12 protein-coding genes are annotated in these 15,485 nt (G+C 71.5%); 3 read left to right on the forward strand and 9 right to left on the reverse strand.

Features of this window, described 5'->3' with window-relative positions:
• Window positions 1-49: 49 nt before the first annotated feature.
• Window positions 50-2,737, forward strand: a complete 2,688-nt coding sequence (ppdK, locus tag AB0I54_RS21940; protein ID WP_363297756.1) for a pyruvate, phosphate dikinase — start codon at window positions 50-52, stop codon at window positions 2,735-2,737.
• A 51-nt stretch (window positions 2,738-2,788) separates the two neighbouring features.
• Here the strand turns inward: ppdK and AB0I54_RS21945 are convergent, their stop codons facing one another.
• The 9 genes from AB0I54_RS21945 to pflB form a co-directional block, all read right to left on the reverse strand.
• The gene (locus AB0I54_RS21945; protein ID WP_363297757.1) at window positions 2,789-3,286 is read right to left on the reverse strand and encodes a flavodoxin domain-containing protein; all 498 of its coding nucleotides are present in this window, start codon (window positions 3,284-3,286) and stop codon (window positions 2,789-2,791) included.
• Between the two features lie 16 nt (window positions 3,287-3,302).
• A complete protein-coding gene (locus AB0I54_RS21950; protein WP_363297758.1) occupies window positions 3,303-4,031 on the reverse strand; it encodes a CBS domain-containing protein in 729 nt (242 codons plus the stop codon).
• 13 nt (window positions 4,032-4,044) lie between these two features.
• Window positions 4,045-6,741, reverse strand: coding sequence for a GNAT family N-acetyltransferase (locus tag AB0I54_RS21955; RefSeq protein ID WP_363297759.1), 2,697 nt, complete (start codon window positions 6,739-6,741; stop codon window positions 4,045-4,047).
• Window positions 6,742-6,865: 124 nt separating this feature from the next.
• Complete coding sequence (gene gap, locus AB0I54_RS21960; protein WP_363297760.1) at window positions 6,866-7,879, reverse strand: type I glyceraldehyde-3-phosphate dehydrogenase; 1,014 nt, start codon at window positions 7,877-7,879, stop codon at window positions 6,866-6,868.
• Window positions 7,880-7,951: 72 nt separating this feature from the next.
• Window positions 7,952-8,833 carry a universal stress protein gene (locus AB0I54_RS21965; protein ID WP_363297761.1) on the reverse strand — a complete coding sequence of 294 codons (882 nt, stop codon included), beginning with the start codon at window positions 8,831-8,833 and terminating at the stop codon, window positions 7,952-7,954.
• The gene (gene adhP, locus AB0I54_RS21970; protein WP_363297762.1) at window positions 8,830-9,852 is read right to left on the reverse strand and encodes an alcohol dehydrogenase AdhP; all 1,023 of its coding nucleotides are present in this window, start codon (window positions 9,850-9,852) and stop codon (window positions 8,830-8,832) included. The genes AB0I54_RS21965 and adhP overlap by 4 nt, the downstream gene beginning before the upstream one ends.
• Before the next feature lie 24 nt (window positions 9,853-9,876).
• The gene (locus AB0I54_RS21975) at window positions 9,877-10,782 is read right to left on the reverse strand and encodes a universal stress protein (RefSeq protein WP_363297763.1); all 906 of its coding nucleotides are present in this window, start codon (window positions 10,780-10,782) and stop codon (window positions 9,877-9,879) included.
• A 174-nt stretch (window positions 10,783-10,956) separates the two neighbouring features.
• Window positions 10,957-11,694: a pyruvate formate-lyase-activating protein gene (gene pflA, locus AB0I54_RS21980; RefSeq protein WP_363297764.1), complete on the reverse strand. Its 738-nt coding sequence runs from the start codon at window positions 11,692-11,694 to the stop codon at window positions 10,957-10,959.
• On the reverse strand, window positions 11,691-13,949 hold the full coding sequence (gene pflB / locus AB0I54_RS21985) for a formate C-acetyltransferase (protein WP_363297765.1): 2,259 nt from the start codon (window positions 13,947-13,949) through the stop codon (window positions 11,691-11,693). The genes pflA and pflB overlap by 4 nt, the downstream gene beginning before the upstream one ends.
• Before the next feature lie 212 nt (window positions 13,950-14,161).
• Between pflB and AB0I54_RS21990 the strand changes: the two genes are divergently transcribed.
• Together AB0I54_RS21990 and AB0I54_RS21995 are read left to right on the forward strand one after the other, a co-directional pair.
• Entirely contained in the window at window positions 14,162-14,866 is a 705-nt protein-coding gene (locus tag AB0I54_RS21990; protein WP_363297766.1) for a response regulator transcription factor, read from the forward strand.
• A gap of 98 nt (window positions 14,867-14,964) precedes the next feature.
• On the forward strand, window positions 14,965-15,366 hold the full coding sequence (locus tag AB0I54_RS21995; protein WP_363297767.1) for a hypothetical protein: 402 nt from the start codon (window positions 14,965-14,967) through the stop codon (window positions 15,364-15,366).
• Window positions 15,367-15,485: the final 119 nt, after the last annotated feature.

Raw genomic sequence — 15,485 nt, forward strand, 5'->3', positions numbered from 1 at the left:
CGACGCCGAGGTGCTCGGAGCCTACAGTCGGACGGAGGAGACCCGTGTCATGGTCCGATACGTGTACGACTTCGCCGAGGGCGGCCGTGACATGGCCGACCTGCTCGGCGGCAAGGGCGCGAACCTCGCCGAGATGACCCGGCTGGGGCTCCCGGTACCGCCTGGCTTCACCGTGACCACCGAGGCCTGCCGGGCCTTCCTGGCCACCGGCGTCGAGCCGGAGGGCATGGCGGACGAGGTGTCCCGCCATCTGTCCGCCTTGGAGGCCGCCGCCGGGCGGTCGCTGGGGCAGCGGGACGATCCGCTGTTGGTGTCCGTGCGCTCCGGCGCGCGCTTCTCCATGCCCGGCATGATGGAGACGGTCCTGGACATCGGCCTGAACGACGACTCCGTCCTGGGCCTGGCCAAGGCGTCGGGCAGTGATCGTTTCGCCTGGGACTCCTATCGGCGTCTCGTCCAGATGTTCGGCAGCACCGTGATGGGTGTCGACACGGCCCTTTTTGAAGGGGCCATCACGCGGCTCAAGGAAGCCCGCGACGCCCCGGACGACGTCCATCTGGACGCGAGCGACCTCGCCTGGCTCGTGGAGGCGTACCAGCGTCTTGTCCGTGAGGAGACGGGGCGGGACTTCCCCCAGTCCCCCGCCGAACAGCTGCGACTGGCGATCCTCGCGGTGTTCCGCTCCTGGAACGGCGAGCGCGCCCGGCTCTACCGGCGGCGTGAGCACATCCCCGACGACCTGGGCACCGCGGTCACCGTGCAGCGCATGGTGTTCGGCAACCTGGGCGCGGACTCGGGCAGCGGTGTCGCCTTCACCCGTGACCCGGCCACCGGGCGCCCCGGCCTGTACGGCGACTATCTGCCCGACGCCCAGGGCGAGGACGTGGTCGCCGGCATCCGCAACACGGTGACACTGGCCGAGCTGGAGCGGCTCGACCCGCGCGCGTATCTGCAGCTGCGCGACCATATGCGGACCCTGGAGCGGCACTACCGGGACCTGTGCGACATCGAGTTCACGATCGAGCGCGGCCGACTGTGGATGCTGCAGACCCGGGTCGGCAAGCGCACCGCCGAGGCCTCGTTCGCCATCTCGGCCGAGTTGGTCGAGGAGGGTCTCATCACCCAGGACGAGGCACTCGACCGGGTCAGCGGCGAGGGCCTCGCGCGGCTGATGTTTCCCCGCTTCGACGCCGCCGCGACCGGCACCGCCCTCGCCCATGGCATCCCCGCCTCTCCGGGCGCGGCGGTCGGCGCGGCGGTCTTCGACTCCGCGGAGGCCGTACGGCGGGCGGCCGACGGCGAGCAGGTGGTTCTCGTACGCCAGGAGACGACCCCCGACGACCTGCCGGGCATGGTCGCCGCGCAGGCCGTGCTGACCAGCCGCGGCGGCAAGACCAGTCACGCGGCCGTCGTCGCCCGCGGCATGGGCAAGGTCTGTGTGTGCGGTGCGGAGGAACTCGCCGTGGACACCGGGGCACGGCGCTTCACCACCCGTGACGGCACGGTCGTCGAGGAGGGCACGGTCATCTCGGTGGACGGCTCCGCCGGTGCGGTGTACGCGGGTGCCGTCGCGCTGGTCGCCTCCGCCGCGATGCGGTATCTGGAGACCGGCGAGCTGTCGGACGGCGTGGTCGCGGCGGTCGCCCGTGCTCTGGAACAGGCCGACGCGGTACGGCGGCTGGAGGTTCGGGCCAATGCCGACACCCCCGAGGACGCGGCACGCGCCCGCCGGTTCGGCGCGCAGGGCATCGGGCTGTGCCGTACCGAGCACATGTTCCTGGGCGAGCGGCGCAAGCTGGTGGAGGAGATGATCCTCGCGCGCGACGACGCCGGGCGGGAGCGGGCTCTTGCGGCTCTTCTGCCCCTTCAGCGGCAGGACTTCATCGGCATCCTGGCGGCGATGGACGGGCTGCCGGTCACCGTCCGTCTGCTGGACCCGCCCCTGCACGAGTTCCTGCCCGACCGCACCGAACTCGCCGTCCGTATCGCCGCCGCCGAGGCCCGTGGCGATCAACCGGACGTGCACGACAGGGAGTTGCTGGACGCGGTGAACCGTATGCACGAGGAGAACCCGATGCTCGGCCTGCGCGGGGTGCGCCTGGGGCTGGTGGTTCCCGGTCTGGTCGCCATGCAGGTACGGGCGATCGCCGAGGCGGTCGTGGAGCGCACCCGGGCCGGCGGCTCCCCACGTGCGGAGATCATGGTGCCTCTGGTCGGGGCCGTCGAGGAACTCCGGCTCGCCCGCGCCGAGGTGGCGCGGGTGCTGGCCGAGGTCGCCGAGGAGTCCGGCGTGCCCGTTGCGTGCCCGATCGGCACCATGATCGAGCTGCCGCGGGCCGCGCTGACCGCGGGCCGGATCGCCGAGGAGGCGGAGTTCTTCTCCTTCGGCACCAACGATCTGACCCAGACCACCTGGGGCTTCTCCCGCGACGACGTCGAGGCGGCGTTCTTCTCCGCCTATCTCGACAAGGGCGTCTTCGCCACTTCACCGTTCGAGACGATCGACCGCGACGGCGTGGGCCGACTGGTCCGCATCGCCGCCGACGAGGGCCGGGCCGCCCGCCCCGGCCTGAAGATCGGCGTGTGCGGCGAGCACGGCGGCGACCCCGACTCGGTGCGCTTCTTCCACACCACGGGACTGGACTACGTCTCCTGCTCGCCGTTCCGTGTACCGGTGGCCCGTCTGGAGGCGGGCCGGGCCGCGCTGCCGCAGACCGGCGGCAGCGACAGCCGGTGACCGCGCCGTCAGTCGTACGGCGCGACGTGACGGCGGGGGCACGGACCGTGATCAGGCGCGGCCGAGTTCGTCGGCGACATGCGCCGCCCACGCCTCGATCGCGGCGAAGTCCCGGAAGTCACCTCCCTTTCCGGAGCGAAGGATCATCCCGGCCATCCGCCCCCTCGCGCCGTCTTCGAGGCAGCCGCCGAAGGTGATGTGTTCCCGAACGCCCAACCGGGTCATCGCGCGCCGCACTGCGGGCACGGGCGGGATGTCCCGCTCGGAGGCGGAGGCGTCGAGCGGGCCGCTGCTGAAGAACCACACGGGCCGCTCGGCGAGTGCGCGGCTGTGGCGGCGGACGAACCGCCGGGCGTCCTTCTGCCAGCGGCCGGCGTACAGCCCGCCGCCGACCACGACCGCGTCGTACGGCTCCACACTCGCCACGGCCCGGGCCGCAAGGACCTCGGTCGTCAGGCCGGCCTTGCGCAGGACGTCCTCGATGGTCTCGGCGATCCTCGCCGTCGATCCGTTCGTCGTTCCGTAGGTGACCAACACGGTGCCGGTCATGGCGGCACGCCTCCTTTCACGGTCCGCGCAGCCAGTCGTCGGCTGCGCCGTGCGGGGCCTGTTCCGCGCGTATGCGCGCGTCGTCCAAGTGGTAGGTCAGTTTGTCGACCACGTCGACGACGCCGTCGATCCGACGGGTCATGGAGACGGCGATCTCCGTGGCGGACTTGTGTTCCATGTGGCCGGTGAGTGTGACGACGCCTTGCGTCACCGAGACGTCGATGCTGCGGGCCGGCAGCCACAGGATGCGTCCCAGGATTTCGTCGATCACCTCGTCGCGGATCTCCCGGTCCGGGCGCAGGAACACCTGGAGCAGGTCGCGCCGGGTGACGATGCCGACCAGCCGGTCCTCCTCGTCGAGGACGGGGAGCCGTTCCACATGCCGCTCAGCCATGGTCCGGGCCGCTTCCGCGATGGTCGCGTCGGCGCGCACCGTGACGGGTGGCCTCGACATCAGCCGTCCGGCCGTACGGGCCTTCGCCTTGGCGGCCCGCCTGCGGGCACCGCGGGTCAGCTGTGCGAGCCCTGCGCGGCGCCTGGGTTCGTAAGGGCCCGGTGTGGCCGCCTGCCGCACCACGAGGTCCGTCTCGGAGATGACGCCGATGACCTTGTCGTCCTCGTCGACGACCGGCAGTCCGCTGATGCGGTGGTCCGCGATGAGTCGCACGACCTCCTTGAACGGGGTGGCGTACTCGGCGTGGACGACGTCCGTCGTCATCACGGAGCCGACCTTGTCGTGCTTCATGTCCGTTACCTCCTCAGCGGAGTCGGCGCAGATAGGGGTCCTGGGGTCCACGGGGCAGCAGTCGCACGCGAGCGTCGAGGACGGTGACCGCGCCCGGTGTCGCCAGGACCGGGTTGAAGTCGGCCTCGGCGAGCTGCGGCAGATCCGCCGCCATCCGGGACAGCCGCAGGAGCACCTGCTCCAGGTCGTCCAGGTCGATCGGCCGGTGGCCGGCCGAGCCGAACAGCAGGGGCGCGCAGCGCGGGGATGTGATCAGGTCGTGCACGTCGTGGTCGGTGAGCGGGGCGAGCCGGGCCGCGTGGTCGGCCAGCACCTCGGTGGCCGTGCCTCCGAGGCCGAACAGGACGAGCGGGCCGAAGACCTGGTCCTGGACGACACCGGCGAACAGTTCGGTGCCGCGGTCGGCGAGGGGCTGCACGACCACCCCGGTCAGCAGGCCGGCGAAGCGCGTCTGCAGGTCCCGGAACGCGGCCCGGACCTGGAACTCGCCCCGCAGGTCCAGGTGTACGGCGTGCTGCTCGCTCTTGTGGACCAGGCCCGGCCAGTGAGCCTTCATCACGACCCGCCCGTCGGCACCGTGCAGCCGCTCCGCGGCGCGGACGGCCTCGTCCTCGGTCTCGGCCCACGCCCACGGGATCTGCGGGATGCCGTAGCAGGCCAGGAGGTCGGCGCAGACGTCCGGTTCGAGCCAGCCACCGTCCGGGTGCCCTGCCAGGTGGGCGTCGACGATCGTGCGGGCCCGCTCGGAGTCGACGTCGTCGAGCGTCGGTACGGTGCCCGCGGGGCGGGCGAGCCAGGCCGCGCGATGCGCCGCGTGGGCCAACGCGCGTGCCGCGGCCTGCGGTTCGGCGTAGGCGGGGACGGTGCCCCCGCCGACGGCGGTGAGCAGCCGGACCGGCAGGTCCTGCTCCAGGCGTACGACGGCCACCGGCTTCGCCCGGCGTGCGGGTGCCTCGGTGACGGCCCGCACCAGATCGTCGCCCATGGCGACGGCGACTGCCGTGGGGACGAGGGCGACCAGCACGGCGTCGATGCCCGGGTACCGCATGAGCCGGTCCAGGCATTGCGTGAGCTGTTCCTCGGTGACGGAGGCGGTGGCGTCGACGGGGTTGCCTACGGCCGCTCCCTCGGGCAGTACGCCGAGCAGTTCGTCGGTCGTCGCGGGCGTGAACGACGGCAGGGCGAGACCCGCCTCCGCACAGGCGTCGGCGGCCAGCACTCCGGCTCCGCCCGCGTTGGTGACGATGGCGACCCGGGTCCCCTCGGGCAGCGGCTGGGAGTGCAACAGGGCCGCTGTCTCCAGGAGTTCACCGATCGAGCGGGTGGCGGTGATGCCGGCCTGGGTGAACAGGGCCCCTCGGGTCATGGTGGGGGTGGCGGCGGCAGCGGTGTGCGAGGCGGCGGCGCGCCGTCCGGCCACCGACCGGCCGGCGTCCACGGTCAGCACCGGCATGCGGCGAGTGACCCGGCGGGCCGTGCGGGAGAAGGCCCGCGGGTTGCCGAAGGACTCCAGATGCAGCAGGGCGAGGTCGGTGCGGCGGTCGCTCTCCCACCACTGGAGCAGATCGTTGCCGCTGACGTCGTACTTGTCGCCGAGCGAGACGAAGGACGACACGCCGATGCCGAGCCGGGACAGTCCGTCCAGCAGGGCGATGCCGACTCCGCCGGACTGCACGGCGACGCCCGCGGTGCCGGGCCGCGGATGATCGGCCGCGAACGTCGCGTCGAGACGCAGTTCGGGGTCCGTGTTGGAGATGCCCAGGCAGTTGGGGCCGACCAGGCGCATGCCGTAGCCGCGGCAGGCGGCCAGCAGTGCCTGCGCCTGGGCGTGGTCGAGTCCCGCCGTGACGACGACCAGCGCGCGCACGCCCGCTGCGCCGCACTCCTCGGCGGTGGCCGGGACCGCCGCGGCCGGCACCGCCACGACCACGAGGTCCGGGGTCTTGGGCAGGGCACTGATGGACGGGTAGCACTGCACGCCGAGTACCGACGACATACTCGGGTTCACGGCGAACAGGCGGCGCGTGAAGCCGCCGGAGCGCAGATGGTGCAGGATCGCCCGGCCCACCGAGCCGGGCCTGCGTCCGGCGCCGACGACGGCGACCACGTCGGGGCGCAGCAGCGGTTCGAGGCTGGCCACGTCGGCCGACCGGCCGCGGGCCTCGACCGCCGAGAGGTAGGTGTCGTCCTCGTCGAGGTGGATGGTGCAACGCACTTCCGGCCCCTCGTAGCGGCGGACGGTGCGCAGCCCGAGGTCGGCGAAGAGCCGGAGCACCTCGTTGTTCTCGCTCAGCGCGTCGGCCGTGAAGGTGGTGATGCCGTCGGCGCGGGCCACGGAGACCAGGTGCTCGACGAGCAGGGTTCCCACTCCGCGGTGGTGCAGTCCGTCGGCGACCGCGATGGAGATCTCCGCCGGGCCGCCCTCCTGCCCGCCGGTGTCGTATTCGGCGAGGCCGAGCACCTGTTCCTTCGCCTCGGCCAGCAGCGCCCGGTAGCCGGGACGAGCGGGGGCGCAGGCCCGGTCGGCGGCCATGGCGGCCGACCGGCGGCTCGCTACGAAGAACCTCAGACGGAGGTTCTCCGGGGACATCTCCTCGTAGAGCCCTGCCAACTGGTCGTGGTCTCCGGGCGTGACGGGCCGGATGCACACGGTGGTCCCGTCCGCGAGCAGCGCGTGGGCGGGAGGTCGGTCGAGCAGGTGGTCCCTCATCGCGGGTCTCCTCCGAAACCGGTTGCCACTTCGAGCATCCGGCGAGGTGGCGTGTGATCCCATAGGCTGTCCGGGGCGGAGTGTGGGCCGATCGGCCCTGATGTGTGCTCCGCCCCGGAGCCGGTCAGTCGTCGGCCACGAGCGCCGTGAGGTCGAGGAGCCGGTTGGTGTAGCCCCACTCGTTGTCGTACCAGCCGAAGATCTTGGCCAGGGTTCCGTTGGCCTGGGTCAGGGCCGGGTCGAAGATGCAGGACGAGGGGTCGCCGATGACGTCGCGGGAGACGATCGGGGCCTTCGAGACGCGCAGGATGCCGTTGAGCGGGCCCTCGGCGGCCACGTCGAACGCGGCGTTGATCTCGTCCACGGTCGCCTCGCGGTTCAGCACCACCGCGAGGTCGGTCAGTGAGCCGTCCTCGACGGGCACACGGACCGCGATCCCGTCCAGCGCCCCGGCCAGTTCCGGCACCACCAGGCCCACGGCGCGTGCGGCGCCCGTGCTGGTCGGGATGATGCTCAGGGCCGCCGAGCGCGCCCGGCGCAGGTCCTTGTGCGGGCCGTCGAGGAGGGACTGGTCGTTGGTGTAGCCGTGGATCGTGGTCATCACGCCGCGTTCGATGCCGAAGGCGTCGTCGAGGACCTTGACCATGGGGGCGACGCAGTTGGTGGTGCAGGAGGCGGCGGAGACGATCCGGTCGCGGTGGCGGTCGTAGGTGGCGTCGTTGACGCCCATGACGATGGTGGCGTCCACGCCCTTGCCCGGCGCCGACAGCAACACGGTGTGGGCTCCGCCCTTGAGGTGCAGGGCGGCGGAGTCTCGGTCGCGGAAGCGTCCGGTGGACTCGATCACGATGTCGGCGCCGTAGTCGGACCAGTGCAGGGCGGCCGGGTCGCGCTCGGCGGTGACGGCGATGCGCCGGCCGTCGACGGTGATCGAGCTGTCGTCGTGCGTGACGTCGCGTCCGATGTGCCCGAACGTGGAGTCGTACTCAAGCAGGTGGGCGAGGGTGGCGGGCGAGGTGATGTCGTTGATCGCGACGACCTCGACGTCCTGGGTGCCCGCTTCCGCGCGGTCGAGTGCCGCGCGCAGGTAGGTGCGGCCGATGCGGCCGAACCCGTTGATGCCGACGCGTACGGTCATGGTGGTGGATTCCTTTCGGCGTCAGGGGTGTTCAGGCGTTTTTCCAGCTCCGGTCGGTGACCTCGGCGTCGGTCAGGGCTGCTCGGGTACGACGACGACGGGGCAGGCCGCGTGATGCAGGACTCCGTGGGCGACGCGGCCGAGTTGCAGCCCGAGGTGGTCCGGGTGGCGCCGGGCGCCGACGACCAGCAGGTCGGCACCGTGGGAGGCGGCCAGCAGGACGCGGCGGGCGTGGCCCTCGACGGCGTGCGGGCGCAGTCGTACGTGCTCGGGCGCGTCCCGCAGCGCCTCGTCCAGCGTTTCCACGGCCCGTTCCTCGTGCAGCCGGGCGGGTTCTCCGGCCAGGAGCGGGTGGTCGGTCGTCTCGTGTGCCGGGCACCGCCAGGCGCGTACGGCTTCCAGCTCGACGCCGCGCAGTGCGGCCTCCCGCAGGGCGAAGCGCACCGCCGCGGAGTCGGCCGCCTTGTCGCCGACGCCCACCGCGATCCGGCCGTGCGTCGCGGAGCGGGCCTGGTTGTCGTGGCTGCCGCGGAGCACGATGACCGGGCAGTGGGCGTATGCGGCCACGGTCAGGCTGACCGAGCCGAGCAGCATCTCGACCATGCCGCTGCGGCCCCGGGTGCCCATCACCAGGGCGGACGCGTTACGGCTCTCACGTACGAGTGCGTATTCGGGTTCCTCGGGCAGGACGTCGGTGGAGATCTTCACGCCGGTCCGGCGCAGCGCCGCGCGGCGGGCGGCCGCGGCGACGATGTCCTCGGCGATCACCTGCTCGGACGGCCTGCCCACTTCCTGCGCGAGCGAGGTGCCTTCGTAGCGCTCCCACAGCGAGGCGTACACCAGCCGCAGCGGCACCCCGCGCAGTGCGGCCTCGTCGGCCGCCCAGTCCACCGCCCGCAGACTGGGCTCCGACCCGTCGACCCCCACGACCAGTGGCAGATCCACGGCGCTCACCGCCCCGCCCCGAGATCGAACACGATCCGTGCCTTGACCTGCCCGCGCAGCACCTCGTCGATGGATTCGTTGACCGAGGACAGCGGACGGGTCTCGCAGATCACCCGTGTCCGCCCGGCCGCGTGCAGCTGGAACACCTCGGCCAGGTCCTGCCGGGTGCCCACGATCGAACCGATCACGGACGTCCCGTTCAGCACCGTGTCGAAGATCGGAACGCGCACCGTGCCGTGCGCCGGCAGCGCCACCATCACCAGCCGCCCGCCGCGCCGCAGGCCCGCGTTGACCGCCTCGAACGCGGCGTCGTTCACCGCCAGCGCGAGGGCCGCATGCGCGCCGCCGTACCGCTTGAGCACCTTGCCCACATCGTCCGTGCGGGCGTCGATGACCAGGTCCGCGCCCAGCTCGGCGGCGAGTTCCAGCTTGTCGTCGGTGACGTCGATCGCGGCCACCTGCGCGCCGGCGATCTTCGCGTACTGCACCGCCAGATGCCCGAGCCCGCCGATCCCGGAGACGGCCACCAGTTGCGCCGGCCGCACCTGCGCGACCTTGAGCGCCTTGTAGGTGGTCACCCCGGCACAGGTCAGCGGGGCCGCCTCCACCGCGCTGATGCCCGGCGGCACCGGCTGCGCGAAGTCCGCCCAGGCCAGCATCTTCTCCGCGTACCCGCCGTCACAGCCGTACCCGGTGTTGACCTGCCGCTCGCACAGCGTCTCCCAGCCGGACAGGCAGTGCTCGCACCGCCCGCACGCCCACCCCAGCCAGGGGACCGCGACCCGGTCCCCCACGCTCAGGTGCGTGACGCCCTCGCCGAGCGCCTCCACCACACCCACGCCCTCGTGCCCGGGCACGAACGGCGGGTTCGGCCGGACCGGCCAGTCACCGTGCGCCGCGTGGATGTCGGTGTGGCACAGCCCGGAGGCCTCCACCCGGACCCGCACCTGCCCGGCACCCGGCTCCGGATCCGGACGCTCCTCGATCACCAGGGGCTCACCAAAGGCCCGTACGACCGCTGCCTTCATGACGTCTGCTCCTCAGCAAGTGGGTCAGCCGTGGGCCACGACGGCGACGGGGGCGGTGGAGTGGTGCAGGACGGCGTGCGTGACGTGGCCGATGTGCGCGCCGAGGGGGCTGCGGCGGATCCGCCGGCCCACGACCACCAGCGAGGCCGCCTGCGAGGCCTCGACGAGGAGCACGGCGGGGCTGCCGTACCGGGACTCCTCGGTGACCTCGACGTCCGGGTACTTCTGCCGCCAGGGGCGCAGCGCCACGGTCAGGTGCTGGGCGTCGTTCAGGGCCAGCGCCTCGTTGAGGGCGGGATTGGCCGGTGCGCCGTACGCGTAGTACGGCGGCGGGTACCAGGCGTGCACGACGCGCAGGGACGTGCCGCGGCGTACGGCGGCGTCGAAGGCGAATCGGATCAGTGTCTCGTCGGGGTGGTCGGTGTCGAGGCCCAGGACCACGGGCCGGAAGGGTGTCGCGGCGGACGGGATGCCCGCCGGGTCCATCTCGTGCTCGTCGGCGGCCTGTTCCGCCGCTCTGACCAGCACGACGGGTCGTTCGGCGTGGGCGACGACGCTCAGTGCGACGGAGCCGACCATGAAGCCGCCGATGCCGCCGAGGCGCCGCGAGCCGAGGACGAGCAGTTCGGCGGTCTTCGCCTCCTCGGACAGCGCCTCGCCGGGGCTGCCGGAGAGCTGCTCGCTGGTGACCTCGACGCCGGGGTGGCGCAGGCGCAGACCGTCGGCCGACTCGCGAGGGATGCGTTCGGTCCAGTGCTGGTGGGTCTCGGCTCCGAGCAGCGGGGCCTGTGCCATAGGCTCGGGGACCGGCTCCCAGACATGGACGATCTTCAGCGGCAGATCGAGCAACTTGGCTTCCCGGGCTGCCCATTCGGCCGCGGCACGGCTTTCGGGCGAGCCGTCGAGACCTACGGTGACGGTGCGGGGCATGATCTCCACCTTCTGGCGCGAGGGATCCGGTTCCGGAGTCGTGTTCGGCTGGTGCCTGACACCCTCACTCTGGCGCTCCGCGAGGAGCCGCACCGGATGCCGAAGGTCGGTGGCTGTTGGGCTGAACGTCCCTGTGTCCCGGGCCTGTTGTCGAACTCCGCTGGCCACGGCAGGTCAGTGGGCCGCCAGCCCCTGGGCGCGGAACTGCTCTCGCACCCGCTCGATCAGTTCGGCGGACGGCCGGGGGGCGTCCTTGAGGGGGAAGGGAATGCCGAGCGAGTCGTACTTCGCGGCGCCGAGTTTGTGGAACGGGAGGATGTCGACGCGCTGGACGGCGGGGAGCCCACCGACGAAGTGGGCCAGGCCGTCGATGGGATCCGGTGCGTCGGTCCAGCCGGGGACCAGGACGTAGCGGATCCACATCGGGACGCCGAGCCGGTCGAGGCGGGTGGCGAAGTTCAGGGTGGGTGAGAGTTCACCTCCGGTCAGCTTTCGGTAGGTGTTGACGTCGAAGGACTTGATGTCCAGCAGGACCAGGTCGACGTCCGCGAGGAGTTCGTCGGTGGCTCGGGCGCCGAGGAAGCCGGAGGTGTCGAGGGCGGTGTGCAGTCCGGCCTCCTTGCAGCGCCGCAGCACGGCCGCGGCGAAGGCCGACTGGAGGAGCGGTTCGCCGCCGGTGAGGGTCACTCCGCCGCCGGCGGTGGTGATGAAGGGCCGGTACTTCTCGATCTCGGCCATCACCTCGTCGGCCGTGGCCTCCCTGCCGTCGCGCATGTGCCAGGTGTCCGGGTTGGCGCAGTACAGGCAGCGCAGCGGGCAGCCGCTGAAGAAGAGGACGAACCGGGTCCCGGGACCGTCCACGCCGGTGGACAGGTCCCAGGAGTGGATCCGGCCTTTCGTCGTCGTGTTCACAGCGATCCGTGGAAGGTACGGCTGATCACGTCGAGCTGCTGCTCACGGGTCAGGCGGACGAAGTTCACGGCGTATCCGGAGACCCGGATGGTCAGGTCCGGGTAGTTCTCCGGGTGTTCCATGGCGTCCTCCAGCTTGGCGCGGTCCAGGACGTTCACGTTCATGTGGAAGCCGCCGGCCGCCGTGTAGGCGTCGAGGATGCCGACCAGGTTCCCGGCGCGTTCCTCCGGGCGGTGGCCCAGGCCTTCCGGGGTGATGGTCGTGGTCAGCGAGATGCCGTCGCGGGCGTGCTCGTACGGCAGCTTGGCGACCGAGAGCGCGGACGCGGCCACTCCGTGCCGGTCGCGGCCGTTCATCGGGTTGGCGCCGGGTGCGAAGGGCTGACCGGCGCGCCGCCCGTCGGGGGTGTTGCCGGTGTGCTTGCCGTAGACGACGTTGGAGGTGATGGTGAGGACCGACTGGGTGTGTTCGGCGTCGCGGTAGGTGGGGTGCTTGCGCACCTTCGCCATGAACGAATCGACCAGGTCGACGGCGAGCTCGTCGGCGCGGTCGTCGTTGTTCCCGTAGGCCGGGTAGTCGCCCTCGACCTCGTAGTCCACCGCCAGTCCGGTGGTGTCCCGGACGACCTTCACGCGCGCGTACTTGACGGCGGAGAGGCTGTCGGCGGCGACGGACAGACCGGCGATGCCACAGGCCATGAAGCGGTGCACGGGGTAGTCGTGGAGGGCCATCTCAAGGCGCTCGTAGGCGTACTTGTCGTGCATGTAGTGGATGACGTTGAGCGCGTTGACGTACGTCCGTGCCAGCCATTCGAGCATCCGGTCGTACGCCGCGGCCAGTTCCTCGTAGTCCAGGTACTCCCCCGTCAGCGCGGGTGCCGCGGGGGCGATCTGTTCGCCGGTCATCTCGTCCCGGCCGCCGTTGATCGCGTACAGCAGTGCCTTGGCGAGGTTGACCCTCGCCCCGAAGAACTGCATCTGCCGGCCCACCGCCATGGCCGAGACGCAGCAGGCGATCGCGGTGTCGTCGCCGGTGCACGGGCGCATCAGCTCGTCGGACTCGTACTGGACGGCGCTGGTGTCGACCGAGACCTGACCGCAGAACCTCTTGAACCCGGACGGGAGCCGGGGCGACCACAGCACGGTCAGGTTCGGCTCGGGTGCGGGCCCCAGGTTGTACAGGGTCTGCAGGAAGCGGAACGAGGTGCGGGTGACCAGCGGGCGGCCGTCCGTGCCGATGCCGCCGATGGACTCGGTCACCCAGGTGGGGTCGCCTGAGAACAGGGCGTCGTACTCGGGGGTGCGCAGGAAGCGCACGATCCGCAGCTTGATGACGAAGTCGTCGACCAGTTCCTGGGCACGCGTCTCGTCGATGGTCCCGTCGTCCAGGTCCCGCTGGAGGAAGACGTCCAGGAAGGTCGAGGTGCGGCCCAGCGACATGGCGGCGCCGTTCTGCTCCTTCACCGCGGCCAGGTACGCGAGGTACAGCCACTGGACGGCCTCGTGCGTGGTGGTGGCGGGGCGGGAGACGTCGCAGCCGTATGTCGCCGCCATGCGGGTCAGCTCGCCCAGCGCCTTGATCTGTTCGGCGAGCTCCTCACGGTCGCGGATGATGTGCTCGCTCGACGGCTCGCCGTCCAGCCGGGCCTTTTCGGCCTGCTTGGCCGCGATCAGCCGGCCGGTGCCGTAGAGCGCCACGCGCCGGTAGTCGCCGATGATCCGGCCGCGTCCGTAGGCGTCCGGGAGGCCGGTGATGACGGCGGCCTTGCGGGCGGCGCGCATCTCCGGTGTGTAGGCGTCGAAGACGCCGTCGTTGTGGGTCTTGCGGTAGGTCCCGAAGACCTTGGTCACGAAGGGGTCGGGCTCGTAGCCGTACGCCTTGAGGCCGTTCTCCACCATCCGCAGCCCACCATTGGGCATGATCGCCCGCTTCAGGGGTGCGTCCGTCTGCAGGCCGACGATCAGTTCGCGCTCCCGGTCGATGTAGCCGGGCGCGTGCGAGGTGATGGTCGACGGGGTGGCGGTGTCGACGTCGAGGATGCCCCGGCGCCGCTCCTCCGGGAAGAGTGCGCTCACCTTGGTCCAGACGGCGCGCGTGCGGTCGGTCGGACCGCTCAGGAAGCGGGCGTCGCCCTCGTACGGGGTGTAGTTGGCCTGTACGAAGTCGCGTACGTCGATCCCCTCGCGCCAGTGGGTGCCCGTGAAGCCGCGCCAGGCGTCCGTCGTGCGGTTCCCGACTGGCATGGTTGCGGTCATCGTCGGTTCTCTCCTCGCCTAGGCGCTTCCTTGTACTTCGGATCCTTGTCGCTCGTGACGGTCACGGGGAGTGCCGACAGGTACACATCCGGCTGCGCCGGTGGGCCTGTCGGCTCTGGTACACATGGACCGGTACACAGGGACCGGGCGGGCGACGATCGTCATGGAGGCCGGCGGCTTGTCGTTCTTCGTCCGGGGAACAAGGGGTCGTCATGACGCAGACGCGCACTTTCACGGAGCAGGACCCGATCCGCGTGTTCCTCGTCGACGACCACGAGGTCGTACGGCGCGGCCTGACCGACCTGCTCGACGCCGAGCCCGACATCTCGGTCGTCGGTGACGCCGGCACCGTCCAGCAGGCACTCGCCCGAGGCCCCGCCCTGCGGCCGCACGTCGCCGTCCTCGACGTCCGTCTCCCCGACGGCGACGGCATCACGGTCTGCCGGGAGCTGCGCAGCCAGATGCCGGAGCTCATGTGTCTGATGCTGACCTCGTTCGACGACGAGGACGCGCTGCTGGACGCGATCATGGCCGGGGCCTCGGGCTATGTCCTCAAACAGATCAAGGGCTCCGACCTGATCTCGGCGTTGCGCACCGTCGCCTCGGGCCAGTCGATGCTGGACCCCGCGACCACGGCCCGCCTGATGCGTTCCCTGCGCACGGAACCCGTGGGCACTCCGGAAGTGCCGGCCGAGCTGGCGAGCCTGTCGCCGCGCGAGCGGGAGATCCTCGCCCTGATCGGCGAGGGCCTGACCAACCGCGAGATCGGCAGGAAGCTCTATCTGTCGGAGAAGACGGTCAAGAACCACATCTCACGGATGCTGGCCAAGCTGGGCGTACAGCGCCGCGTGCAGGCCGCGGTCCTCGCCTCGCACCTGGAACAACCGGATTCCCAGGACCGTCCGCCGCAGCGGTGAAGGCCCGATGGCCCCACCCCTAGGGCCTGACAGCCCTGTACCACGGAGGGCGCTCGCAGAAGTCTGGATCTGCCCAACGATCTCAAGGAGCGGATCCCATGACTGCCAAGGACATCGGCACTCACGTCAGCACCACCGCCGACCTGCGGGTGCGCACGGAAGGCGAGGTGGGCGAGGAGGAACTCGCGTATCTGCGGACCAAGGTCGACGCGGTCCTCGGCCGACCCGGGGTGCCGGCCGTCCGCGGCGCCCTGAGGGTCGTCAAGGCGGTGGCGGACCACGCCGAGCAGCCCTGGTTCGCCGGGGCGGAGCTCGTGGTGGGGAACACCCTCGTCGTCGTGCACGCCCGGGAGGCGACGGCACATGAGCTGGCGGACTCTTTGGCGGACCGGCTGCGCGGCCAGGTGAATCGGTTCCTGCACCGCAAGGAGGAGGCGCGCAGGTCGGCCGCCCCGCCGCCGTGGCGCGGCGGCCGGGCCGACGACGGATCACACCGGTAGGGGCACCCCGACGGCCGTGGCCCGCCGTGCCGGTCAGCCCCCGACAGGGACCATCGGCATCTGGGTGCGGCGGGCCCGGCCGGACGAAGGTGGGGAGTACGAGCGACACCGGTTCTCGG

This window comes from Streptomyces sp. NPDC050625 (assembly GCF_040654755.1).
In the GTDB taxonomy this organism is placed as follows: Bacteria; Actinomycetota; Actinomycetes; order Streptomycetales; family Streptomycetaceae; genus Streptomyces.